General features: G+C 73.8%; 21 protein-coding genes and 1 pseudogene. 8 read left to right on the forward strand and 14 right to left on the reverse strand.

Annotated elements, in window-relative coordinates; all coding sequences use genetic code 11:
* The first annotated feature begins 55 nt into the window (after positions 1 to 55).
* The gene (locus PV343_RS25560) at positions 56 to 1360 is read left to right on the forward strand and encodes a serine-threonine protein kinase (protein WP_319149299.1); all 1305 of its coding nucleotides are present in this window, start codon (positions 56 to 58) and stop codon (positions 1358 to 1360) included.
* An 18-nt stretch (positions 1361 to 1378) separates the two neighbouring features.
* Here PV343_RS25560 and PV343_RS25565 read toward each other — a convergent pair whose 3' ends face one another.
* Positions 1379 to 4168 (reverse strand): penicillin acylase family protein, encoded by a 2790-nt coding sequence (locus PV343_RS25565; RefSeq protein ID WP_319149300.1) that lies wholly within the window; start codon positions 4166 to 4168, stop codon positions 1379 to 1381.
* Positions 4169 to 4424: 256 nt separating this feature from the next.
* Here PV343_RS25565 and PV343_RS25570 point away from each other — a divergent pair, with 256 nt between their 5' ends.
* Positions 4425 to 5027, forward strand: a complete 603-nt coding sequence (locus PV343_RS25570) for a hypothetical protein (protein WP_319149301.1) — start codon at positions 4425 to 4427, stop codon at positions 5025 to 5027.
* A 127-nt stretch (positions 5028 to 5154) separates the two neighbouring features.
* Positions 5155 to 5889 carry a 3-keto-5-aminohexanoate cleavage protein gene (locus PV343_RS25575; RefSeq protein ID WP_319149302.1) on the forward strand — a complete coding sequence of 245 codons (735 nt, stop codon included), beginning with the start codon at positions 5155 to 5157 and terminating at the stop codon, positions 5887 to 5889.
* Positions 5890 to 5895: 6 nt separating this feature from the next.
* Here PV343_RS25575 and soxR read toward each other — a convergent pair whose 3' ends face one another.
* Positions 5896 to 6348, reverse strand: coding sequence for a redox-sensitive transcriptional activator SoxR (gene soxR / locus PV343_RS25580; protein WP_319149303.1), 453 nt, complete (start codon positions 6346 to 6348; stop codon positions 5896 to 5898).
* 103 nt (positions 6349 to 6451) lie between these two features.
* Here soxR and PV343_RS25585 point away from each other — a divergent pair, with 103 nt between their 5' ends.
* Entirely contained in the window at positions 6452 to 6913 is a 462-nt protein-coding gene (locus PV343_RS25585) for a MaoC family dehydratase (RefSeq protein ID WP_319149304.1), read from the forward strand.
* Here PV343_RS25585 and PV343_RS25590 read toward each other — a convergent pair.
* The 3 genes from PV343_RS25590 to PV343_RS25600 form a co-directional block, all read right to left on the reverse strand.
* Positions 6904 to 7572, reverse strand: coding sequence for a TetR/AcrR family transcriptional regulator (locus tag PV343_RS25590; RefSeq protein WP_319149305.1), 669 nt, complete (start codon positions 7570 to 7572; stop codon positions 6904 to 6906). The two genes, PV343_RS25585 and PV343_RS25590, sit on opposite strands and share 10 nt — an antisense overlap.
* Before the next feature lie 83 nt (positions 7573 to 7655).
* Positions 7656 to 7943 carry a YiaA/YiaB family inner membrane protein gene (locus PV343_RS25595; protein ID WP_317442469.1) on the reverse strand — a complete coding sequence of 96 codons (288 nt, stop codon included), beginning with the start codon at positions 7941 to 7943 and terminating at the stop codon, positions 7656 to 7658.
* Between the two features lie 61 nt (positions 7944 to 8004).
* Positions 8005 to 9156 (reverse strand): acyl-CoA dehydrogenase family protein, encoded by a 1152-nt coding sequence (locus tag PV343_RS25600; protein WP_319149373.1) that lies wholly within the window; start codon positions 9154 to 9156, stop codon positions 8005 to 8007.
* A 90-nt stretch (positions 9157 to 9246) separates the two neighbouring features.
* Between PV343_RS25600 and PV343_RS25605 the strand changes: the two genes are divergently transcribed.
* The 3 genes from PV343_RS25605 to PV343_RS25615 all read left to right on the forward strand — a co-directional run bounded on the left by PV343_RS25605 (position 9247) and on the right by PV343_RS25615 (position 12190).
* Positions 9247 to 9888: a TetR/AcrR family transcriptional regulator gene (locus tag PV343_RS25605; RefSeq protein ID WP_319149306.1), complete on the forward strand. Its 642-nt coding sequence runs from the start codon at positions 9247 to 9249 to the stop codon at positions 9886 to 9888.
* A gap of 122 nt (positions 9889 to 10010) precedes the next feature.
* Positions 10011 to 10730: an ArsR/SmtB family transcription factor gene (locus PV343_RS25610; protein ID WP_319149307.1), complete on the forward strand. Its 720-nt coding sequence runs from the start codon at positions 10011 to 10013 to the stop codon at positions 10728 to 10730.
* Positions 10731 to 11254: 524 nt separating this feature from the next.
* Positions 11255 to 12190 (forward strand): DMT family transporter, encoded by a 936-nt coding sequence (locus tag PV343_RS25615; protein ID WP_387953392.1) that lies wholly within the window; start codon positions 11255 to 11257, stop codon positions 12188 to 12190.
* A 16-nt stretch (positions 12191 to 12206) separates the two neighbouring features.
* On the opposite strand, the gene PV343_RS25620 is transcribed toward PV343_RS25615, so the two are convergent.
* The 9 genes and pseudogenes from PV343_RS25620 to PV343_RS25660 all read right to left on the reverse strand — a co-directional run bounded on the left by PV343_RS25620 (position 12207) and on the right by PV343_RS25660 (position 21949).
* Positions 12207 to 13289 carry a Zn-dependent alcohol dehydrogenase gene (locus tag PV343_RS25620; RefSeq protein WP_319149309.1) on the reverse strand — a complete coding sequence of 361 codons (1083 nt, stop codon included), beginning with the start codon at positions 13287 to 13289 and terminating at the stop codon, positions 12207 to 12209.
* 29 nt (positions 13290 to 13318) lie between these two features.
* Positions 13319 to 14707, reverse strand: a complete 1389-nt coding sequence (locus PV343_RS25625; protein ID WP_319149310.1) for an aldehyde dehydrogenase family protein — start codon at positions 14705 to 14707, stop codon at positions 13319 to 13321.
* Positions 14708 to 14855: 148 nt separating this feature from the next.
* On the reverse strand, positions 14856 to 16196 hold the full coding sequence (locus PV343_RS25630; protein WP_319149312.1) for an ABC transporter ATP-binding protein: 1341 nt from the start codon (positions 16194 to 16196) through the stop codon (positions 14856 to 14858).
* Positions 16197 to 16474: 278 nt separating this feature from the next.
* The gene (locus PV343_RS25635) at positions 16475 to 17188 is read right to left on the reverse strand and encodes a class F sortase (protein ID WP_319149314.1); all 714 of its coding nucleotides are present in this window, start codon (positions 17186 to 17188) and stop codon (positions 16475 to 16477) included.
* Positions 17175 to 17861, reverse strand: coding sequence for a hypothetical protein (locus PV343_RS25640; RefSeq protein ID WP_319149315.1), 687 nt, complete (start codon positions 17859 to 17861; stop codon positions 17175 to 17177). The genes PV343_RS25635 and PV343_RS25640 overlap by 14 nt, the downstream gene beginning before the upstream one ends.
* Positions 17862 to 17916: 55 nt before the next feature.
* Positions 17917 to 18267 (reverse strand): annotated as a pseudogene (locus PV343_RS25645) (MFS transporter); the annotation flags it as partial.
* Positions 18268 to 18274: 7 nt separating this feature from the next.
* The gene (locus PV343_RS25650) at positions 18275 to 20506 is read right to left on the reverse strand and encodes a molybdopterin oxidoreductase family protein (protein ID WP_319149316.1); all 2232 of its coding nucleotides are present in this window, start codon (positions 20504 to 20506) and stop codon (positions 18275 to 18277) included.
* A gap of 143 nt (positions 20507 to 20649) precedes the next feature.
* Positions 20650 to 21267 (reverse strand): TetR/AcrR family transcriptional regulator, encoded by a 618-nt coding sequence (locus PV343_RS25655; RefSeq protein WP_319149318.1) that lies wholly within the window; start codon positions 21265 to 21267, stop codon positions 20650 to 20652.
* 142 nt (positions 21268 to 21409) lie between these two features.
* On the reverse strand, positions 21410 to 21949 hold the full coding sequence (locus tag PV343_RS25660) for a hypothetical protein (protein ID WP_319149319.1): 540 nt from the start codon (positions 21947 to 21949) through the stop codon (positions 21410 to 21412).
* Positions 21950 to 22100: 151 nt separating this feature from the next.
* Between PV343_RS25660 and hmgA the strand changes: the two genes are divergently transcribed.
* On the forward strand, positions 22101 to 23414 hold the full coding sequence (gene hmgA / locus PV343_RS25665) for a homogentisate 1,2-dioxygenase (RefSeq protein ID WP_319149320.1): 1314 nt from the start codon (positions 22101 to 22103) through the stop codon (positions 23412 to 23414).
* The last annotated feature ends 13 nt before the right edge of the window (positions 23415 to 23427 follow it).

The following is a 23427-nucleotide window of genomic DNA, read 5'->3' on the forward strand; positions in this document are numbered from 1 at the left end:
GTCGCAGGACGATACGCGCACATCGCATCGTTTCGGGGGGACGAGGGAGCCTGGCATGGCGGATCCGGGGATGAGCGTGACTCCCTACTGGGAGCTGACCTTCGACGCCGACGGGGACGTGGACGGTCCCGAACGCGACCGGCTGCTGTCGCAGGTCACGGACCACGGCGTCCGTGACCTGATCGTCTTCGCGCACGGCTGGAACAACGACCGCTCGGGCGCCACGGCGCTGTACCGGGCCTTCTTCGCGCCGGTCCCGGGGCTCGCCCCCGACGCGCGGATCGGGTACGTGGGGGTGATCTGGCCGTCGATGCGGTTCTGCGACGAGCCGATCCCCGACTTCCCCCGCTCGGCGGCGGCCGCCGCGGCGCAGGCGGTGCCCGGTCCCGCCCTGGACAAGGACACCCGGCGGGCGCTGCTGGACGTCTTCCCCGGCCGGACCACCGTGCTCGACCAGTTGGCCCGGATGCTGGACGAGCAGCCGGCGGGCGACGAGGGACCGGCGGAGTTCGGGCGGCTGGTCCGGCTGCTGACCGACTCCCCGCGGACGGCCGCGGCGGCCGACACGTCCGGCGACGAGGGCGAGCCACTGGTGTTCGGCGGGGACGCGGGCGCCGCCTGCGCCGAGTTCGCCGGGGCCCTGGCGGGCCTCGGCGCGCCGCGGGAGCCGGCCGGGTTCACGCTGCCCAACCCGTGGGACGGCGCCAAGGAGCTGCTGCGGCAGGCGACGTACTACACGATGAAGAAGCGGGCCGGGACCGTGGGCGAGCGCGGGCTCGGGCCGTTCGTCGGCCGGCTGGCCGCCGCGGCCCCCGGCGTGCGGGTGCACCTGGTCGGGCACAGCTTCGGCGGGCGGCTGGTGTCGTTCGCGCTGCGCGGGCTGCCCGGCGGTGTGCGCACGGTGAAGTCCGTGACGCTGCTTCAAGGGGCCTTCTCGCACTACGCGTTCGCCGCCCGGCTGCCCGGCGCGGCGGACACGGAGGGCGCGCTGGCCGACCGGCAGAAGCGGATCGACGGTCCCCTGGTGTGCTGTCACTCGCGCTTCGACGGGGCCCTGGGCACCTTCTACCCGCTGGCCTCCCGGATGTCGGGCGACGACCGGTCGGTCGCCGGGTTCGACCTCGGCCGGGCGCTGGGAGCCCGGTGGGGTGCCATGGGCCACGACGGGGTCCAGGCGGTGCCGGGCACCGCCGTCCACGACCTCGCGGCGGCCCTGCGCGGCCCGCTGCCCGCGTCGGGCTGCGTGAACGTCGACGCGGCCGCGGTCGTGTGCCGCGGCGGCGGGCCGGCCGGGGCGCACAGCGACATCCTGCACCCGGAGCTGGCCCGGCTGGTACTGGCGGCGGGCCGCATCCGCTGACCCGCCGCCCGCGTCACCTCACCGGTGCGAGGTGTACTCCACCACCTGCTGGAAGGTCGGCCGGTTCTGCCAGCTGATCCGGCCGTGCTTGATGCCGCCCAGGGTGCGCTGGGCGATCGAGTCCGCGCACCACTGGTCACCGGCCGAGCACTGGTCGTCGCCCGGGTAGACCTGGGCCGCGGTCAGTCCCGCCGCCTGCTTCAGGGTGCTGATCAGGGCGTCCCGGCAGGCGGTGAGGCTGCCCCCGCCGCAGTACTTCTGCGCCAGACCGCCCTGCACCGGCTCGCCGAGCACGGCCCGGATGTCCTTGTCGACATAGCTCCACCAGCCGTACTGGAAGGAGCTCCCGGCGTGCGACCCGGTCGGGCCGTGACCGGCCGACGGGGCCTCGTCCACGGGCAGGTCGGCGGCGAACGCGGTGTACAGGTCGCTGCCGAGCCCGGGTTCGAACTCCGCCTTCACCAGCAGCGGCCACCAGGCGTCCAGGATGCGGATCGCGTCGGCGTCGGCGTACTGCTTGGAACCGGCCGCGGTCTCGGTGCGCCTCGCGCCCGCGGCGACCCACGCCTGGAGTCTGCTCACCGCCGCGGCGGCCGCGGTGTCGGTCACCGGGGAGGAGTTGATCACCTTGAGCAGCTTCGGCAGCACGTCCTCGGCGCGCAGGTCGGCGAGGGCGGCGTCGGCCATGGCCTGGGTGAGCTTCGCGCGGGTCACCCCGCCGGCCGCGACCAGCCGGCGCACCCGGTCGTCGAGCAGGTTGCCGCGGTGCACGGACCCGTCGCCCCAGGACGCGGTCGTGTAGTCCTTGGCCTGCTTGTTGTTCCAGGAGATGTAGTAGTCCTGGTCGACGGAGTTGGGGTGGGCGGAGGCCGGGGTGTAGGCGGCCGTGTTGGTGGCCGGGTCCCAGCTCTGCCACTCGTACGCCGGCTGGGCCCAGACGGGGAACTCGGCGTCGACGCCGGCCGCCCGGACCGGGTTGTCGCCGCTGTTGTCGTACGCGGTGTGCTGGGAGTCGGCGTAGAACCAGTTGAAGGTGTAGTTGATGTGCTGGGCCGCGCTCTGGAAGTCCTGCGGGCTCTTGACGTAGTCGGGGTCGTTCAGCATCTGGAAGCCGATGATCGAGTCGGCCTCGTGCAGGTAGGAGGAGCGCAGGGAGGTGTAGGCGACCTTCTTGCCGCCGACGGTGGCGCGGTACTGCACCGGGCCGTACCTCGTGCGCCACACGCGCATCGTGTACGACCCGGCGGCCGTGCCGTCGGCCACGGTCGGCTTCCAGGCGTTCTTCTGCTCGACCTTGTCCATCGCGGTGCAGGTGCCGTGGAACAGGTAGTGGTAGTCGTCCTGGCACAGTTCGACCGCGTAGGTGTCGATGATGTCCTGTCCCGAGGTGGTGGCGCTCCAGGAGTAGTCCTGCCCGCGGCCCAGTTCCACGTACATGCTCAGGCCGGCGAAGGAGGCGCCGCGGGCGCTGATGCCCGGGCCCTGGATCTCCTGGAGCATGAGCAGCTGCGGGGCGAAGTAGCCGGTCTGCGGCCCGAAGACGGCGATCGGGTGGCCGCTCGCGGTGTACTTGCCGCTGACCACGAGGGCGTTGGACATGCCGCGCCGGGCGGAGCCCAGGGTGGTCTTCGCCGCGGCCGCCGAGGTGCTCTTCGCGCTCGCGGTGGCGGCGCTGCCGGTGCGGTCGTAGACGAGCGGTTCCTGGGTGACGGAGCCGGCGTCGGGCAGCGCCTCGCCCTTGGGGTCGGCGGGCTTGGTGGCGTAGGGGAAGCTGCGGCCGTCGTGCACGGTGAGGGCGGCCTCGGCGTCGTTGCGCTCGCGGAAGGACTCCCAGACCGCGGTGCCCTGTTCCACACCGTACTTGGACTGGGCGGCCAGCAGCGACAGGGCGTTGTCGACCTCCCCGCCGCCGCCGGAGCCGAACAGGGAGCCGATGACGGAGGCCAGCGCCACCATGTCGGTGACCTTGAAGTGGTCGATGGTGCCGGCGTTGGTGATCGAGTCCTTGTGACCGGTCAGGACGTACTCGCCGGGGAAGTAGCGCCCGCTGTCGGAGGCGTCGATGTAGGCGTTGACGCCGTCGAGGTAGGCGTTGACGTCGGCGAGGGCCTGCTGCCCGCGTGCGCCGTTGCGGGCGACGGCGCCGTCGATCTGCGCCTGGAGGTCGGCCTCGGTGTACGGCGCGTTGCGATAGAACTGCTGCTCCAGGCCCTGGTTGGCGGCGGCGCCGCCCGCGAAGCCGGTGAGCCGGCCGCGGCCCACGTGCCGGAAGACGTCCATCAGCCACAGCCGGTCCTCGGCGGCCGCGTACCCGGCGCCGAACTCGGTGCCGTAGCGAGTGGTGCCCGTGATGTGCGGCACACCCGCCTTCTTGTCGCGGACGATCGTCACGTCGCCGCGGCCGGCGGGCTTCTCGGTGGAGGCGACCTGGTCCGAAGGCACCCCGAAGGAGGCGTCGTTGAAGAACGTGTTGATCTTGGCGTCGGTGAGACCGGAGTAGCCGGTCGCCAGGTTGGCGTAGGGGCCGAGCTGGTCCTCGGCGTGCGAGGGCTGGGTGCCGAATGCCTGGTTGAGCAGAATCTGGGCAAGCGTGGCGTTGCCGTTCTCACCGGGCGGCAGGATGTCCGAGCACTGGCCGCCGCAGTAGTCGTTCGAGGTGGCGGCGGTTTCGGCGGCGGCTGCCTGGGTGAGCGGGGAGAGCAGACCGGCGATCAGAACGCATACGGACGCCGTCTTCAGGAACCCGGCGAGCTTGCGGGGAGTTCTCAGTGTGTCGAACAGCGCGTTGCGTGGGGTGCGCCGTGGCATGGCGACTCCTCCCGAACGGGGGTGGGCCGGACGTTACCGCCGGTATCCCCGGGATTGAAGATGAACATGCGTCAACTTTCGGAGTCGTTGGGCCGGTGCCGGGCGGTCAACCCGGGGCGCCTTATGGGAGGGCATCGGAAAACGGATGGAGCCGAATCGTGTGTCGACACGTCTACTCGGCGATGTCGCGCGGAACCCGTACGGCGACGACGAAGTGACCGAAGTGCGGACGCAGGTGTGACGGAGGTGCAGGGCGATGGCCGGATTCCGAAGTCTCGCGAGACAGGTGCGAGATCCGCGATGTGATCTGGCGCTGCGGCGCTACTCACTGCGCAAGTGCCTGGAGCGGTTCGCTCCTTACGGGCATCGCGCGACCTGGGACCATCTCTGCTCGCGGGCCGGTTTCGGCCCGGAGGACCGGTCCCCCGACCCGGCGCGGCTCGTGGCCGCACTGGAGGAGCTGGAGGAGGCGCGGGCGGTATGGCTCGGCTACGAGGCCGAGTTCGCCGAGCGCCGCAAGAAGGAGAAGCACGACGGGCTGCGCCGGCCGGGCAGCGTGGACGACTGGCACCGGCTGACCTGGGGCGGGTTCGGGGTCGCCTGGTGCGACGACCCGCGGGTGCACCCGGACGAGCCGCTGGCGGAGGTGCTGCGCCGGATCATCGCCGCGCTGAACCGCGATCCGGGGGCCGCCTGCCCGGTGTGCGGCGGTGAACGCCTCGTGTGGAGATACGGCCTGGACCACGAACCCTCCTCAGGACCGGTCTGCGCGGACTGCGGGATCCTCGTGCCCCGGCCCGTGCTCACGCCCCAGGCGCTGGCGTACGCCAGGCACGGGCGGCTGCTGATGTCGGCCTGACCGAAGGGCCGGACCGTTCGGCGGGGATGCACGGGGGGTGCGCCGGGGATGCCGCACCCCCTGATGTGCCCGGGGCGACGCGCACGGGCGCGGTGGTGCTGTCAGTGGCCCCTGGCACCATCGGACCATGGTGCAGGTGTGTCTGAACGGGCGCCGCTCGGGTGCCGACGGAGCGGCGGTGCCGCTGTCCCCGGGGGAGTTGGCGCGGTCCGCGGCCGAGGCCGTGGCGGCCGGTGCCACGGAGGTCCATGTCCACCCGAAGACGCCGTGCGGACGGGACAGTCTCTCCCCGCGTGTGGTCGAGGAGACCATCGACGTCCTGCGGCAGCGGGTGAGGGTGCCGCTCGGGGTCACCACGGGCGCCTGGGCCGCCCCCGACCCGGCGGCGCGACTGGCGCGGGTGTCCTGCTGGTCGGTGCTGCCGGACTTCGTCTCGGTCAACTGGCACGAGCCCGGCGCCGAGGACGTGGCCGACCGGTTCCTCACCATGGGCGTCGGCGTGGAGGCGGGCATCTGGTCCGGCACGGACGGCGCGGCCCGGTTCGCGGCCTCCCCGCTCGGGCCGAGCGTGCTGCGGGTGCTGGCCGAGGTGACCGACCCGGACCCGGCGACGGCCGAGGACTCGGCGCGGGCCCTGCTGGCCGGCATCGGCGACGCCTTCGGCCGCCCCGTCCTGCTGCACGGCGAGGAGGGCGGCACCTGGCCGGTGCTGCGGCTGGCGGCACGGCTCGGCCTGGCCACCCGGATCGGTCTGGAGGACACGCTGTTCCTGCCGGACGGGAAACGGGCCTCGTCCAACGCCGAGTTGGTGACCGCGGCACTGGCCCTGCGGGACAACACCGGCCCGGGGACAGGGCGTTAGCCGCGGCTAGCCGGGCATCAGCCTCGATCCGGTCCGCCGCTCGCCGAACACGTCGTCCGGGTTGGACAGCACACAGCCGTCCAGGGACAGGCAGCCGCAGCCGATGCAGTCGGTGAGGTGGTCCCGGAGCCGGTTGAGCTGCCTGATCCGTTCGTCCAGCTCCGAGCGCCACGCCTCGGACAGGCGCGCCCAGTCCGCGCGGGTGGGGGTGCGCTCCTCCGGGAGCCGCGCGAGGGCCTCGCGGATCGTGGCCAGCGGGATGCCGACGCGCTGGGCGGCGCGCACGAAGGCGACGCGGCGCAGGGTGTCCCGGGTGTAGCGGCGCTGGTTGCCCGCGGTGCGGCGGCTGCTGATCAGCCCCTTGGACTCGTAGAAGTGCAGGGCGGAGACGGCGGCGCCGCTGCGCGCGGACAACTGGCCCACGGTCAGCTCGTGGATCTGCTCGGGGATCTGGGGCACCCGGCGGAGCCTACCGGCCGGTCCGGTCGTGGTCCGTTGACAGGGGCCGCCGACCCGAGCATGCTAAGCAGTTGCTTAGACATGCGAGCGAGAGGCCGGGAACATGGCAGAACCGAGGACTTTCACCTCCCCCGACGAGCTGCGGGCCGCCGTGGGCGAGCAGCTGGGCCACACGGACTGGGTGGAGGTCGACCAGAAGCGGATCGACCTGTTCGCCGAGGCCACCGGGGACCACCAGTGGATCCACGTGGACCCGGAGAAGGCCGCCGCCGGGCCGTTCGGGACCACCATCGCCCACGGCTACCTGACCCTCTCGCTGCTGCCGCTGTTCGGGCCGCAGCTGATCAGCGTCGAGGGCGTGAAGATGGGCGTCAACTACGGCACCAACAAGGTCCGCTTCCCCGCGCCCGTCCCCGTCGGCTCCCGGCTGCGTGCCACGGCGACCATCACCGGGGTCGAGGACGTGCCGGGCGGTGTGCAGGTGGCCGTGGCCTTCACCGTGGAGCGCGAGGGCGGCGACAAGCCGGTGTGCGTCGCGGAGTCGGTGGCCCGGTACTACCTCTGAGTCCCGGGCGCGTCCGCCTCCGGGCCGGGGGCGGGCCGGCCGGCGCCCACCATCCGCAGCACGAGGTCGGCGTAGAGCGCGCCGACCTGCTCGGGGGTGCGCGGCCCGTTCACGGTGAACCAGCGGGCCACGTCGATGCAGAGCGACAGCACCGCGAGCGTGGTGCCCTGTACGTCCGGCACCTGGAACTCGCCTGAGGCCACGCCGTCCTCGATGATGCCGCGCACCTCGGCGTCCACCTGCCGACGCAGCGCGACGATCTCGGCGCGGGCCTCGGGGCCGAGCGCGTCGAGCTCGTACTGCACGACCCGCGCGGTGGTGCGCCGTCCGGCGTGCCACCGCACGAAGGAGCTGACCGCGTCGGCGAGCCGCTCGGCCGCGGTACCCTCGCGCCGGGCCGCCGTGCGCAGGATGTCCAGCGCCTTGTCGTGGCCGATGCGGCTGATCCGGTGGAGCAGCTCTTCCTTGGTCTTGTAGTGGATGTAGAGCGCCGCCGGGCTCATGCCGGCCCGGCCCGCGATGTCGCGGGTCGTCGTCGCGTGGTAGCCGCGCTCGGCGAAGGCCTCCACGGCGGCGACCAGCAGTCGCCGGGCCGCGTCAGGGGTGACCTGTTCCCACGGCTCGACCTCGCCGCCGGTCGTCTCCTCCGCCGTACTCATCGCTCGCTCGCCCCTCTCGGTGACAGGAGCACCACCATACCGCCGACGGTGAGCGGGCGCTTAGCGTGGCTGCTCGGAGCTTTTCACAGCTTCTCGAACGGGTCGTGCTCGGCGAGCAGCTTCTCCAGCCGGGCCTGGTCGACGCGGCTGACGATCCGCCCCGCCTCCTGGCGGTCCCGGATCACCTTGGCGAGGGTGAAGGCGGAGGTGACGAGGTACAGGACGGCGATGGCCAGGAAGGCCCGGACCCAGGCGTCGGCGTCGAGGCGGAGGATGCCGACGGCGGTGGCCGCCATGGCGACCGAGAAGGAGGCGACGGCCTGGCCGTAGAAGGCGGCCGTGTTCTGCTGCTTGACCGGTGTGTCACTCATGACGTCGATCGTCGGCGGATGCGGCCCGCGCCACATCCGCCGGGATACTCAGGGCGCGTACTCAGAAGGCGGAGACCCCGGTGAGCGCCCGTCCGATGAGCAGCTTCTGGATCTGGCTGGTGCCCTCGTAGAGGGTCATCACGCGGGCGTCGCGCAGCAGTTTGCCGACCGGGTACTCGTCGATGTAGCCGTAGCCGCCGAACACCTGGATGGCGTTGTTCGCGGCCCGGACGGCGGCCTCGGAGGCGAACAGCTTGGCCTTGGAGGACTCGACGGCGAACGGCTCGCCCCGGTCGACCAGGTCGGCCACCCGCCAGGTGAGCAGCCGGGCCGCGTCCACGTCCACGGCCATGTCGCTGATCAGCTCCTGCACGAGCTGGTGGTGGGCGATGGACCTGCCGAACTGCTCGCGCTCCCCGGCGTAGCCGACCGCCGCGTCCAGGGCCGCCTGGGCGATGCCGACGCAGCCGGCGGCGACCGACATCCGCCCCTTGGCCAGCGCGGACATCGCGACGGAGAAGCCCTTGCCCTCCTCGCCGAGCATCGCGGTGGCGGGCACGCGGACGTCCTCGAACACCAGCTCGGCGGTGGCCTGGCCGCGCAGGCCGAGCTTGCCGTGGACCGTGCGGCGGGTCAGCCCGGGGGTGTCGGTGGGCACCAGGAAGGCGGAGACGCCCTTGTGGCCGGGGGCGTCGGTGGAACGGGCGAAGAGCAGGACGACGTCGGCCCAGGTGCCGTTGGTGATGAACATCTTGGAGCCGTTGACGACGTAGTCGCCGCCGTCGCGCACGGCACGCGTGGCGAGGCTGCCCGCGTCGGAGCCGGTGCCCGGCTCGGTCAGGCCGAAGCAGCCCACGTAGTCGCCCGCGGTCAGCCCCGGCAGCCAGCGCCGCTTCTGCTCCTCGCTCCCCCAGGCCGCGATCGACTTGGCCACCAGGCCCAGGGACACCGAGACGATCCCGCGGACCGAGGAGTCGCCGCGCCCCAGCTCCTCGGTGACCAGGCAGTAGGCGAGGTGGTCGCCGCCCGAGCCGCCGTACTCCTCGTCGACGGTGAGCCCGAGGAAGCCGACGCCGCCGAGCTTCTTGACGATGCCCCGGTCGACCTCCTCGGCCCGGTCCCAGGCCACGACGTGCGGGGCGATCTCGCGCTCCACGAAGTCCCGGGCGAGCCGCCGCACGGCGGCCTGCTCCTCGCTGAGCCCCAGGTTCACCACGAGATCACCCCACACCAGACGGATCTTGAAAGCCATACATTTAAATTAGCACTGCTAGTTTCCAGTTGCAGCCCTACTATGTGCGCCATGGCCCGACCGCGCAAGCCCCTCCTCAGCACCGACCGGATCGTCGAGACGGCCCGGGAACTCGTGGACACGGAGGGCCTGGCGGCCGTCTCCACCCGGCGGCTCGCCGCCCGACTCGGGGTGAGCGGACCCTCGCTCTACAACCACTTCCGCACCAAGGACGAGATCCTCGAGGTGGTCGCCGACTCGGTGAGCGGTCTGGTCGACCTGTCGATGTTCGAGGACGGCCGGGACTGGCGGACCGCGCTGCACGACTGGGCGGTGTCCTACCGGGCGGCGCTGCGCGCCCATCCGAACATCGTCCCGGTCCTGGCCCGCGGACCCGGCCGCCGCCCCGCGGCGCTGCGGCTGGCCGACGCGGTGTACGGCGCGATGGTCGACGCGGGCTGGCCGCCGGCGCAGGCCACGTCCATCGGGGCGCTCATGCGCTACTTCATCATGGGCTCCGCGCTCGGCTCCTTCGCCGGGGGCTTCGTGGACGACGCGAGCGCCTACGACCCCGCCGACTACCCGCACCTCGGGCAGGCGCACCTGCTCGCGGACCAGCAGGAGAAGATCGACGAGCGGGCCTTCGAGACCGGTCTGACGGCGTTGCTGGACGGTCTGGCGCAGCAGTACGAGCAGGTGCGGCAGAGCGTGTAGTGCCGGTGCGGCGGCCGAGGGGGAACGTACGGGGCGGGTGCGGGAAGCGGGCGCGGAGGGTGCGGGAAGCGGGCGCAAACAATTCGGCCGTCGCCGAAGCGTCGGTGGCCCATGCTGGACGCATGACCAAGGACTCCCGGGCCGCCGCCCTCGCCGCGTTCGCCGCGCTGGTCGCCGACGAGACCCGGGCCACCTGCCTGCTGGCGCTGCTCGACGGACGGGCCTGGACCGCCGGGGAGCTGGCCCGGCACGCCGGGGTCGCCGCCTCCACCGTCAGCGAGCACCTGGGCAAGCTGGTCTCGGGGGGCCTGCTCACCGAGGAGCGGCAGGGCCGCCACCGGTATGTGCGGCTGGCCGGGGCGGGGATGGCCCAGCTCGTCGAGGACCTCGCCGCACAGGTGCCGCCGACGGCCGCGGCGGCCGCGGCACGCCCGGTGCGCGGCCTGCGGGAGTCGAGCGCCGGCTCGGCGATGGCCCGTGGCCGTACCTGCTACGACCATCTCGCGGGGCGGCTGGGCATCGCGGTCACGGACGCGCTCACCGGGCGCGGGCTGCTGCGCCAGGACACGGGGTTCGCGCTCACGGACGCGGGGATCGAGTGGTTCGGCGCGGCGGGCATCCCCCTGGACCTCTCCGGCCGGCGCCCGCCGGCCCGGGCGTGCCTGGACTGGACCGAGCGGCGGCCGCACCTCGCCGGGGCGGCCGGGGCGGCGCTGTGCCGGCACGCGCTGGACGCGCGCTGGTGCGTGCGCGTCGGCTCCGCGCGGGCCGTGAAGGTGACCCCCGCCGGCGAGCGGGCCCTGTCCGAGCTGCTCGGCATCGAGCCGGCCGCGCTGCGCTGAGCGCGACCGGCTCCGCCGCAGTCGGCCGCCGCAGTCCGCCCGCGCCGGTCCTCGCCGCCCTGCGCCCCGCCCGTACCGGTCCGACCCCGCCGATCTCCGCCGCCCCTACTCCCCGTCCGACCCCGCCGGTCCCCGCCCCGTCCGACCCCGCCGGTCCCCGCCGCCCTGCACCCCGTCCGATCCCGCCGGTCCCTGCCACCGTACGCTCGCGCCGGTCCCCGCCGATCTCTGCCGCCCCCACTCCCCGTCGGACCCCGCCCGTTTCCGCCGACCTCTGCCCCCCTACTCCCCGTCCGACCTCGCCGGCCCCCGCCGGTCCTCGCCGGTCCCCGCCGGTCCCTGCCGGTTCCCGCCCTGTCCGGGTCCCGCCGGTCCCCGCCGACCCACGCCCCGTCCGTATCCCGCCGACTCCCGCCGCCGTCCCGGCCCCGCCGGGCCAAGCGCCGTCCGATCCCCGCCCGCTTACACCCCCGTCCGATTCCCGCCGGTCCCCGCCCGCGGGACTGCTTAGCCTCAGGAGCATGATGAACGTCCTCCGGAACCGTCCCCACATACTCCCCACCTGCGCGGCGGCCGTGACCGTCGTGCTGTGGGCCTCCGCCTTCGTGTCGATCCGGAGCGCCGGGGACGCCTACTCGCCCGGCGCGCTGGCGCTCGGCCGGCTGGCTTCGGGCTCGGTGGCCCTGGGGGTCATCTGGGCCGTACGCCGGGAGGGGCTGCCGCCCAGAGCCGCCTGGCGCGGGATCCTGCTCTCCGGGCTGCTCTGGTTCGGCTTCTACATGGTCGTGCTGAACTGGGGCGAGCAGCAGGTGGACGCGGGGACCGCGGCGCTGGTGGTGAACGTGGGCCCGCTGCTGATCGCCCTGCTGGGCGCCCGGCTGCTCGGGGACCCGATGCCGCCGAGGCTGCTGGCGGGGATGGCCGTGTCGTTCGCGGGCGCGGTGACCGTGGGTCTGTCGATGTCGGGCGGCGGCGGGTCCTCGCTGCTCGGTGTGGCGCTGTGCCTGCTCGCGGCGGTGGCGTACGCCTCCGGTGTCGTCGCGCAGAAGCCCGCCCTGGGCGGGGCGAGCGCGCTGCAGGTGACGACGTTCGGCTGCCTGGTCGGTACGGTGGCCTGCCTGCCGTTCGCCGGGCAGCTCGTCCACCAGGCCGCCCACGCGCCCGTGTCGGCCACCCTGAACATGGTCTACCTGGGTGTCTTCCCGACCGCGCTGGCCTTCACCACCTGGGCCTACGCCCTGGCCCGCACCACCGCGAGCCGGATGGGCGCGACGACGTACGCGGTGCCCGCGCTGGTGGTGCTGATGTCGTGGCTGGCGCTCGGCGAGGTGCCCGGGGTGCTCACGCTGGCGGGCGGTGTGCTGTGCCTGGCGGGTGTGGCGGTGTCGCGCTCCCGGGCGCGCGCCGGCCGGACGACCCGGGTCGCGGCCGGGGAGCCGCGACCCGAGAAGGTGTCCTGAGCGGGTGTCCTGAGCCTCAGAAGACGACCAGCGCCCGGCCGCCCTTGCCGGCGAGCATGTTCTCGAAGGCGGCCGGGATGCCGTCAAGCCCGATGCGTTCGGTGACCAGGGCCGAGAGGTCGAGCCGGCCCTCCCGTACGTGCTCGGCGAGCACCGGCAGGTCGCGCGCCGGGTCGGTGTTGCCGTACACGCAGCCGGACAGGGTGCGGCCCCAGTGGAAGATCTCCAGGGCGTTGAAGGTGACCTCCTGGTCCTTGCCGCCGATGCCGACGACGGTCGTCCGGCCGCCCCGGCGGGTGGAGTCCCAGGCGGCGCGGATGGTGGCCGCGCGGCCCACGCACTCGATGGCGACGTCGGCGCCCTGCTTGCCGGTGAGGGCGCGGATCTCGCGGGCGGTGGTGTCGGAGGCGAGGACGAAGTCGGTGGCGCCGGCCGCGCGGGCCAGTTCCTCCTTGGCCGGGGAGACGTCGACGGCGATGATCCGGGAGGCGCCCGCGATGCGTGCCGACTGCAGGGTGGCGAGGCCGACCCCGCCGGCGCCGAAGACGGCCACCGTCTCGCCCCGGCGGACCCGCGCCGCGTGGTGGACGGCGCCGTACCCCGTCAGGACGGCGCAGCCGAGCAGGGCGGCGTCGGTCAGCGGGACGCCGTCCGGGAGCGGCAGCACGCAGGAGGCCGCGACCACGGTCTCCTCGGCGAACGCGGCGACGTTCAGGCCGGGGTGCAGTTCGGTGCCGTCGGCGGTGCGGGCGTGGACGCCCGCCGCGCCGTTCAGCGCGTTGGCGCACAGCCAGACCTCGCCGAGCGCGCAGGCGTGGCAGTCGCCGCAGGCGGGGGCCCAGTTGAGGACGACGGGAGCACCCGGGGCCAGGTGGGTGACGCCCTCCCCCACGGACACGACCGTCCCCGCGCCCTCGTGGCCGAGGACCGCCGGGACGGGCACCCGCATGGTGCCGTTGGACAGGGACAGGTCGGAGTGGCAGACGCCGGCGGCGGCGAGGCGGACCCGGACCTGTCCGGGGCCGGGCTCCGGCAGGTCGATCTCGGTGATCTCCAGGGGGGCGCCGACGGCGGGCAGGACAGCGGCTCGTACGGTCATGGCTCGGGGCTTCCTCGGAGCTGGAGGGACTAGAACTGGAGGGACTTGGTCTGGAGGTACTCGGCGAGTCCGTGGCCGCCGAGTTCCCGCCCGACCCCGGACTGCTTGTAGCCGCCGAAGGGGGCGAGCGGGTTGAACCGGCCGCCGTTGATGTCCACCTGTCCGGTGTCCATGCGGCGGGCGAAGGCGACCGCCTCGGCCTCGTCGCCGGCCCAGACGGCGCCCGCGAGACCGTACACCGTGCCGTTGGCGATGCGCAGGGCGTCCTCCTCGTCCTCGTAGCGCAGGATGGTCAGGACCGGGCCGAAGATCTCCTCCTGGGCGACGGTCATGTCGGCGGTGACGTCCGCGAAGACCGTGGGGCTGACGAACCAGCCGGTCTCGCGCGGCGACTCGGGTCCGCCCGCGACCAGCCGGGCGCCCTCGGCGACGCCCTTCTCGATGTATCCGCGCACCCGGTCGCGCTGGCGGGCGCTGACCACCGGGCCGATGCGGTCGCCGTAGCGGGCCGCGGCGGCCGCGGCCAGCGCGACCGCCTCGTCGTACTGGTCGCGGTGGACCAGCATCCGGGTCCAGGCGCTGCACGTCTGCCCGGAGTTGGACATCACGTTGGCCACGCCGACGTTCACGGCCTTGGCGAGGTCGGCGCTCGGCAGGATGACGTTGGCGGACTTGCCGCCCAGTTCCAGCGCCACCTTCTTGACGGCGCCGCCGGCCAGCGCGCCGATGCGGCGGCCGACCGCCGTGGAGCCGGTGAAGGAGACGAGGTCCACGTCCGGGTGCTCGGCGAGGGCCTGGCCGGCGACCGGGCCGAGGCCGGTGACGAGGTTGAACACACCGGCCGGTACGCCCGCCTCGTGCACCGCCTCGGCGAAGAGCTGGGCGGTGAGCGGGGTGTCCTCGGCGGGCTTGAGGACGATGGTGCAGCCCGCGGCGAGCGCGGGGGCGACCTTGGCGACGATCTGGTGGAGCGGGTAGTTCCAGGGGGTGATCGCGCCTACCACGCCGATCGGCTCGTGCAGGACGGTGGAGTTGCCGACCTTCTCCTCGAAGGGGTGGGTGGCGGCCAGTTCGGCGTAGGAACCCGCGACCGCGATGGGCACCCCGGCATGCACAGTCTGGGAGAACTGCGGCGGGGAGCCCAGTTCCAGGGTGACCGTCTCGGCGATCTCGTCCTTGCGGGCCACCAGGACGTCGCGCAGGGCGGCCAGGCGGGCGGCCCGCTCGGCCGGGGGTGTGGCGGCCCAGCCCGGGAGCGCGGCGCGCGCGGCGCGTACGGCGGTGTCGACGTCGCCGGCGTCACCGGCCGGGACCCGGGCGACGACCTGCTCGTCGGCCGGGTTCACCACCTCGATCACGTTCCGGCTCGCCGCCGGGCGCCAGGCGCCGTCGATGTACAGGCCGTCGTGTGCCTTCATGGTGCTTCCTCCTGGCGGGTCTCCGTCGTCCGGCAACAAACTAGCGGCGATAGTTTTCGCGCGCCAGGGACACCTGCCACCAGACCTCCCAGGAGACCGACGGCGGTGGACCACCGCGCGTCGACGGCGGCGGATCACCGTGCCCGACTCACTCCTCCAGGTCGGGCAGCCGCGCCGGCGACGGGCAGATGCGATCGCCGTGCTGGTCGAAGACGAACAGGTGGGCGAGGTCGACCAGGAGCGGGACCTGCATGCCGTGTTGGAGCCGGATGTCGGGGGTGGTGCGCACCACCAGGTCACCGGGGAGCCGCCCCTCCGGGGGCGCGGGCTCGGCCTCCGTGTCCGCCGGGTGGTCCAGCACCACCACCGGGCCCGCCCGCAGGGCGCCGGCCCGCTCGCGCAGCCGGTCCAGCACGCCGGGCGCCTCCCGGCGGCGCCGCCGGGCCGGCCGGGCGGCCGGGCGCGGGGCCTCCAGTTCGGGCACGACGGCCGGGCGGGAGCCGGTGTCGAAGTGGACCAGGGTCTCGTGCCCCTGGAACTCGACGTGCTCCACCAGCCCGGTGAGCGGCACCTCGCCGGGCCGGGCCGCACTGTGCTTGGCGATGCGCACCGCCTCCGAGCGCAGTCCGACGATCGCCTCGCGTCCCTGCTGCACCCGGAGCAACTGGTGATCCAGGGAGAGGGGTTCGGGCAGCCGCAGGAACTGCTTGCCCAGGCTGATGGTCATGGCGCCGTCCAGCGGGGCACGCACCAGGCCGCGCAGCAGGTTGATGCGCGGGGTGCCGATGAAGGCTGCGACGAAGACGTTGCGGGGCAGGGCGTAGACCTCGCGCGGGTTGCCGACCTGCTGCAGGACGCCGCCGCGCAGGACGGCGACCCGGTCGCCGAGCGACATGGCCTCGGACTGGTCGTGGGTGACGTACACGGTGGTGACGCCCAGCTCGCGGGTGAGCTGGGAGATCTCCGCGCGCAGGTGGTTGCGCAGCTTGGCGTCGAGGTTGGACAGCGGCTCGTCCATCAGGAACGCGGACGGGTGGCGGGCGATGGCCCGGCCCATGGCGACGCGCTGGCGTTCGCCGCCGGAGAGCTGTCCGGGGAAGCGGTCGAGCAGGTCCTCGATACCGAGCATGCGGGCGGTCGCGTCCACGCGGGGGCGCGGGTCGGCGCCGGGGGCCTCGATGCGCAGCGGGAAGCCGATGTTGTCGCGGCTGGTCATGCTCGGGTAGAGGGCGAAGTTCTGGAAGACCATCGCCATGTCGCGCTCCGAGGGCTGCCAGTCGTTGGCGTACTCGCCGTCCAGGAGGAGCCGGCCCTGGTCGATGTCCTCAAGGCCGGCGATCATGCGGAGCACGGTGGACTTGCCGCAGCCGGAGGGGCCGAGCAGGACCAGGAACTCGCCGGGCGCGATGTCCAGCGAGAGGTTCTCGACCACGCGGGGGCCCCGCGCGTAGGACTTGCTCACGTCGTGCAGAGATATGGCGCGTGTCATCTTGCCGCCCCCGGGGGCTGTCCGGAGCGCCGCTGCTCCGTGGGTCCGAAGGCCCCGCGCGGGTTCGTACGGGGCCGGGGCGCGTCGTCTCGTTCCGCCTGCGCGACCGCTCTCGGGCGGACGACGAGCCCCACGGGTCACGGAAGTTAACGGAATGTGCCCGGCCGGGGAAGAGTGGCAGCGGCACCATGACCGGAGCGCCTGGCAGCGGCCGAAACGGACGGCGGCATTCGGGGGCGCCGGACCCCGGCCCGGCCGCCGCCGTTCGCGCGGCGCGCTCACTTCGTGGCGGTCAGATGGGCGAAGACCACCACGTTGCTGGTGTAGCCGGTGCGCCGGGTGAACAGGCCGCCGCAGGTGAGCACGCGCAGCTCCGGCCGCCGGGAGGGACCGTAGACCTCCTTGTCGGGGAAGCCGGTCTTGTCGAAGACCTTCACGCGGTCCACGGTGTAGACGGCGGTACGGCCGTCCGCGCGCCGGGTCTCGATCTGCTTGCCGGGCTTGATCAGGGCGAGCGCGGAGAAGACCGCGGGGCCGGTCGCGGTGTCGCGGTGGCCGACGGCGATGGCGGTGCCCGTCTCGCCGGGTGTGGCGCCGCCCTCGTACCAGCCGACCAGCTTGGGCTTGTCGAGCGGTGGGGTCTCCAACTGCCGGTTCCCGTCGAGCTGGAGCCCGGTGACCGGGGCGTCGATCCCGAGGGAGGGGACGCGCAGGGACGTCGGGCGGGACCGGGGCAGCGGGCGGGGCGGGGGCGTGGGCCGGGGCGTCGGGCCGGCCGGACCGGACTCCTCCCGGCTCCCGCTCCCTCCGTCGCCGTGGGCGGAGTCGGGGCCGGCGGCCGGGTCGCCCGCCTGGACGGCGGGGGCCGACCGGTGGTGTCCGTCGCACCGGACCCCCACCGTCACCAGGACGGTAGCGAGCAGAGCCGTCCTGGCGAGGCGATAGGCACGGGTCCGGTGCCACGGCCTGCGTCCGCGCCTACGCGGCGCCATGCGGCCGCCGGCGGATCAGCCGGAAGTACACCGCACCGCTGACCGCGACCAGCCCCACGGCCGCGGCGGCGGCCACCGGGGAGAACGCGCCCGCGGTGTCGACCAGGCCGCCGCCGCCCGCGTGCACGCCGCCCTTCGGCCCGTCGTTGTGGTCGCCGCCGCCGCTCTGGCCCCAGCCGGTGTCGGAGCGCTGGTCGTCCCGCTGGTGGTCCTCGATCTGGCCCTGGCCGCCCGGGGAGTGCTGACCCTCCTGCTTGTCGTCGTGGCAGCGGACCCGGAAGACCTTCTCCTTGGGGGCGCCCCCGACGATCCAGGTGATCTTGTACTGGCCGTCCGCGAGACCCAGGGGGTCGGTGTGCCCGGCGCCGCCGGCGAGCTGGATACCGCCGGTGACGGTGGCCGCGGTGGGCAGCGGGGGCTGCGGGGTGATGGTGTAGGCGATGGTGGGCAGGATGTCGAAGTTGACGGCGTCCAGGTAGAACTTGCAGGTCACCGGGTCGTCCTTGGAGACCCCGAAGGGCACGCCCTCTCGGTGGATCCTGATGTCGCCGTTCTCTCCCTGGGCCGCCGCGGGGGCTGCCGCCACCCACGACGCGCCCGCCGCGGCGAGGGCGGTGAGGACGACGGTGGCGCCCGCGCGGGAGAAGGTCCGCGGAAGTGTCAGCGTGGCCATGCAAGCTCCTCCGAGTTAGACGATTTTCATACAAATCGACCTTTCGATGGGACTCTCACGCATATACGTCATGACCCACGGCACCAACGCCGGACGCGCCGTCAGATATCGCTCGTGCGGCGCAACGACGGCCCCTCGCGGCCCACCCGCGCGACCGCGCCCCGCCGCCCGCCGTCCGGCCTCCCGCGAGCGGTCCGGCGGCGGCCGGCGCGGCGACCCGGCCCACCCGGTTGCCGGTCAGGCGCAGGGCGAGGGCGGTGGACCGGGCGGCCTCCGGGGCGGCCTGCACGACGGTCATCGTGGACAGCGGCTGCCCGACCCCGAGGCGGAAGCCGAGGACCGTCGGCATCAGGCCGAGCGGCCGCACCGGCACCGGCGGGGCGACGCCCGCGCACAGCACGGCCGAGTCCAGCTCACAGGCTTGCGGCGAGCTGGACGGGGACGCCGTTGAGCACCGCGTTGCCGGACAGCGGGTCCAGCAGGCTGCCGTCGAGGAGCTGGTTGACGTTGACGCCGGGCACGCCCGCCGCGTGGCCGAGCCGGGTGCCGGGGCGGTCGTGGCCCCAGCCGTGCGGCAGGCTCACCACGCCGGGGCGCACCTCGTCGGTGACCTCGGCGGGCGCGGTCACCTCTCCCCCGGCACCCCTGACCCGCACCGGCGCGCCGTCGGTCACGCCGAGGCGGGCCGCGTCCGCGGGGTGGATGTGCAGGGTGCAGCGGTTGGAACCGCCGGTCAGAGCGGGCACGTTGTGCATCCAGCTGTTGTTGGAGCGCAGGTGGCGGCGGCCGACCAGGACGAGCCCGGCGGGCCGCTCGCGCAGCGCCGACCGCAGCCGGGGCAGGTCGCCGGCGATCGGTCCGGGCAGCAGCTCGATCCTGCCGCTCACCGTCTTCAGGGGCTGCGGCAGCCGGGGGCGCAGCGGGCCGAGGTCGATGCCGTGCGGGTGGGCCAGCAGCCGCTCCAGCGTGAGGCCGTCGGGCCGGGCGCCGAATCCGTCGCCGTACGGGCCGAGGCGCAGCATCATGTCGAGCCGGCGCTCGGGGCCGTTGTCCCCGGTGAGCCGGGCGGCCAGTTCGCGCGGGTCGCGGCCGTGCACCGGTGAGTGCGCCTCGGTCACGGCCTTGCCGAGGGTCTGGTCGACGACCATCGCGTCCACGGCGGCCGGGTCGGTGCCGTGCATCCCGGTGACGGCCAGGATCAGCCGGGCGAGGATCTCGGTCTCGGCCATGCGGCCGGGTTCGAGGGGGACGGCGGAGCGGCTGTAGCGGACCTGGTTGCGGATGGCGAAGGTGTTGAAGGCGAAGTCGTGGTGCGGGCTCTGCGAGGGCGGGGGCGGGGGCAGGACGACGTCGGCGTGGCGGGAGGTCTCGTTGAGGTAGGGGTCGACGCTGACCATGAAGTCCAGTGATTCCAGGGCCTTGTCGAGCCGGTCGCCGTCGGGGGCGGACAGCACCGGGTTGGCCGCGACCACGAGCAGCGCGCGGACCGGCTCGCCCTGGTCGGTGGCGGTGTCGATCTCCTCGGCGAGCGCCGAGAGCGGCAACTCGCCCTTCGCCTCCGGCAGTCGCCGCACCCGGGAGTGCCAGCGGCCGAGGGCGAAGCCGCGGCCGGGGCCCGCCGGCCGGGGCGTGCGGTCGGTGGCGGCCTGCGGGAACAGGGCGCCGCCCGGCCGGTCCAGGTTGCCGGTGAGGATGTTGAGGACGTCGACCAGCCAGCTCGCCAGGGTGCCGTGCGGGACGGTGCAGCTGCCGATGCGGGCGTAGACGGCGGCGGTGGGCGCGGCGGCCAGCTCCCTGGCCAGGACGCGGATGACGTCGGCGTCGAGGTCGCAGGCGCCGGCCACGGCCTCCGGGGTGAACTCCCGCAGGGCGTCGCGCACGTCCTCGACGCCCTCGAGGTGCGGGGCGAGGTGCCCGAGGTCGACGAGGTCCTCGGCGAAGAGAGTGTGGACCGTCGCCGCGAGCAGCAGGGCGTCGGTGCCGGGGCGGATCGCGAGGTGGCGGTCGGCGAGTTTCGCGGTGCGGGTGCGGCGCGGGTCGATGACGGTGAGCCGGCCGCCGCGGGCCTTGAGTGCCTTGAGCCGGCCGGGGAAGTCGGGGGCGGTGCACAGACTGCCGTTGGACTCCAGGGGGTTGGCGCCGATGAGGAGCAGGTGGTCGGTGTGGTCGAGGTCGGGCACCGGGATGGCGTGGGCGTCGCCGAAGAGGAGTCCGCTGGAGACGTGCTTGGGCATCTGGTCGACGGTGGAGGCGGTGAACAGGCTCCGGGTGCGCAGGGCGCCGAGCAGGACGGGCGGGTAGAGGGCGCCGGCGACGGTGTGCACGTTGGGGTTGCCGAGGACGACACCGAGGGCGTCGGCGCCGTACCGCTCCACGACCGGGCGCAGTCCCGCGGCCACCGCGTCGAAGGCCTCCTCCCAGGTGGCCTCGCGCAGGGCGCCGCCGGTGCGGACCAGCGGGGTGCGCAGCCGGTCGGGGTCGCCGTCGACGGCGCCGAAGGAGGCGCCCTTGGGACAGATGAACCCCTTGCTGAAGACGTCCTCGCGGTCGCCGCGGGCGCCGGTGACCCGGGTGCCCTCGACGGTGAGGGTCAGCCCGCAGGTGGCCTCGCACAGGGGGCAGATTCGCAGGGCGGTGCGGGACACGGGTCCTCCCGAAGGTGGTCGGCGGGTGCCGGGGGCGCCGTGCGGCCGGGGCCGACGGCGTGCCGCGGGGCGCGGGCGGGTCCCGGCGAGCATACCGACCGGTTGGCATGGACGGGAGACCCTGATGCCGACCGGTGCCGCCCTCAGTCCAGCACGCGTCCCAGGTACGCGCGCAGCAATTCCCGCGTCTCGTGGATGATCGCCTCGTCGCCCTGCGGGTCGACCCGGAAGGCGAGCTGGACGAGGGTGTCGGCGCTCTCCACGGCGACGAGGAAGACCCGCCGCAGTTCCTCGTCCGGGGTGCGGCCGAGGTGCCCGGAGAGCAGGTCGGTGAGGCGGTCGGCGACGCGGGTGTTGGGCTCGGACTGCCGGACGCCGACCGGTATCTGGTTGCCGAAGTCGACGAGCGTGAAGCCGGGTGCGGTGCGCTTCATGCTCAGGTACTCGTCCAGCACCGCGTCCATGGCGGCCCGCCAGTCCCCCGGCCGCGCCCCGTCGAGGCGTCCGGTGACCTGCTCGGTGTACCGCTCCAGGTTGCGCTGGGCGAGGGCGTCGGCCATCTGCCGCTTGTTGCCGAAGAAGCGGTAGACCGAGCCGATGGGGACGCCCGCGCGCGCGGCCACGGCGCGGGTGCTCAGGGCGTCGTAGCCGACCTCGTCGAGGAGGGCGGCGCAGGCGTCGAGGATCCTGGTCAGCCGTTCCGCGCTGCGCCGCTGAACGGGCGCGCGGCGAAGCGATGTCACGTGGGGCACGGACTTCATGATGCCTTTCCGCCGGGGTCCGGTGAACCTCGCCCCCCAGTACGCGAAAGGGTGGCCGGTGCACTCATCGGCCCCCGTCGCGGTCCGCCGCGACGGACGGGGCGGACGGGGCCGACGGGGCTGTCGGGGTCCGGTCGGCCGGTTACGGGGCGGCACCCGAGGGGGTGCCCGCCGGGCCCGGCTCGGCGCCGGACGCGGTGATGTCGGCGGTGCTCTCGACCGGCCGGCCGCGCACGGCCCACACCGTGCCGTCGTCGGCGTACAGGCGGGCGGTGAGGTGGTGGGTGCCGTGCGGGACGAGGCGGCCGGCCAGGTGGTACTCGGGTGTGCGCAGCCGGGTCACCGGGCGGCCGTCGAGGAAGAGCCGGGCGTGCCCCCGCCCGGGCACCGCCTCGTGCCGCGCGACGGCCGTCGAGAAGCGGAAGCGGCGCACCGTCAGCAGCACGTCCCAGCCGCGGGCGCTGTCCGGGGTCACCTCGACGCCGACCTCGGGCGCTTCCTCACCGGCGACCTCGCGCAGGTGGCGGCCCGTCCCGTCGGTGTCCCGGAGCACCTTGCCCACCGGTGAGGGCGAGACGGCTCCGGCGTGCCCGGGCCCCCCGCCGGTCACGCAGCCCTCGGCGCCGAGCGGCACCAGGACGCAGACCGCGAGCGCGACCAGGGTCCTGCGCGTCCACGACATGCTCGGGACACTAGAGCAACGTTCCCGCACCCGAATCCCCCTGAAGTCTGGTTCCCGCCCTACCCGGGAGGGAGGAGCCGGGATGCTCTTGCGCCCACCCCCTCTGATTCCTACGGTGATGCATAGGAATCGGGAGCGCAAGGGAGCGATCATGAGCGGGGACGCACGGAAGACCGCCGAGGGACTGTCGTACCTCACCGGCTTCGGCAACGAACACGCCTCCGAGGCGATGCCGGGCGCCCTGCCGGAGGGCCGGAACTCGCCGCAGCGCGCACCGCTCGGCCTGTATGCGGAGCAGCTCAGCGGTACGGCGTTCACGGAGCCGCGGGCGCACAACCGCCGTTCCTGGCTGTACCGCATCCGCCCGTCGGCCGCGCACCCGGCGTTCACCCGCACCGGCAACGGCGCGATCCGCACCGCTCCCTTCACCGAGACGGTGCCCGACCCCAACCGGCTGCGCTGGAACCCGCTGCCGGAGCCGCCGGCGGGCACGGACTTCCTGACGGGGCTGTGGACCCTCGGCGGCAACGGCGACGCGACCCAGCGCTCCGGCGTCGCCGTGCACCTGTATCACGCCAACTCCTCGATGGAACGGGTGTTCTCGGACTCCGACGGCGAGCTGCTGATCGTCCCGGAGCGCGGCGGGCTGCTGCTGCACACCGAGTTCGGCCGGCTCCACGTGGAGCCGGCCCACGTGGCACTGATCCCGCGCGGGGTGCGCTTCCGGGTGGAGCTGCTGGACGAGTCGGCGCGGGGCTACGTGTGCGAGAACTACGGGGCGCCGTTCCAGCTCCCCGACCTCGGGCCGATCGGCGCCAACGGGCTCGCCAACGCCCGGGACTTCCGGGCACCGGTCGCCGCGTACGAGGACGTGGAGGGACCGGTGGAGGTGGTGAACAAGTTCTGCGGCAACCTCTGGACGGCCACCTACGACCACTCCCCGCTCGACGTGGTCGCCTGGCACGGCAACCACGTGCCCTACGTCTACGACCTGCGCCGTTTCAATGTCATCGGCACCATCTCGTACGACCACCCGGACCCGTCCGTCTTCACCGTGCTGACCTCGCCGTCCGACACCCCGGGTCTGGCCGGCGTCGACTTCGTGGTCTTCGCGCCCCGCTGGCTGGTGGGCGAGGACACCTTCCGGCCGCCGTACTTCCACCGGAACGTGATGAGCGAGTACATGGGCCTGATCGAGGGCGCCTACGACGCCAAGGCGGAGGGCTTCGTGCCGGGCGGCGGCTCGCTGCACAACATGATGTCCGCGCACGGCCCCGACCGGGAGACCTTCGACCGGGCGAGCGCGGCCGAGCTGCGACCGCAGAAGATCGACGACGGGCTGGCGTTCATGTTCGAGACGCGCTGGCCGGTGACCCTCACCCCGCAGGCCGCCGGGACCGACCAGCTCCAGCGGCGGTACGACGACGTGTGGCAGGGCCTGGAGCGTCACTTCCGCCCGCTGTGACGCCTCCGTTGCA

The organism is Streptomyces sp. WI03-4A (genome assembly GCF_033792105.1).
Lineage (GTDB): Bacteria > Actinomycetota > Actinomycetes > Streptomycetales > Streptomycetaceae > Streptomyces > Streptomyces collinus_A.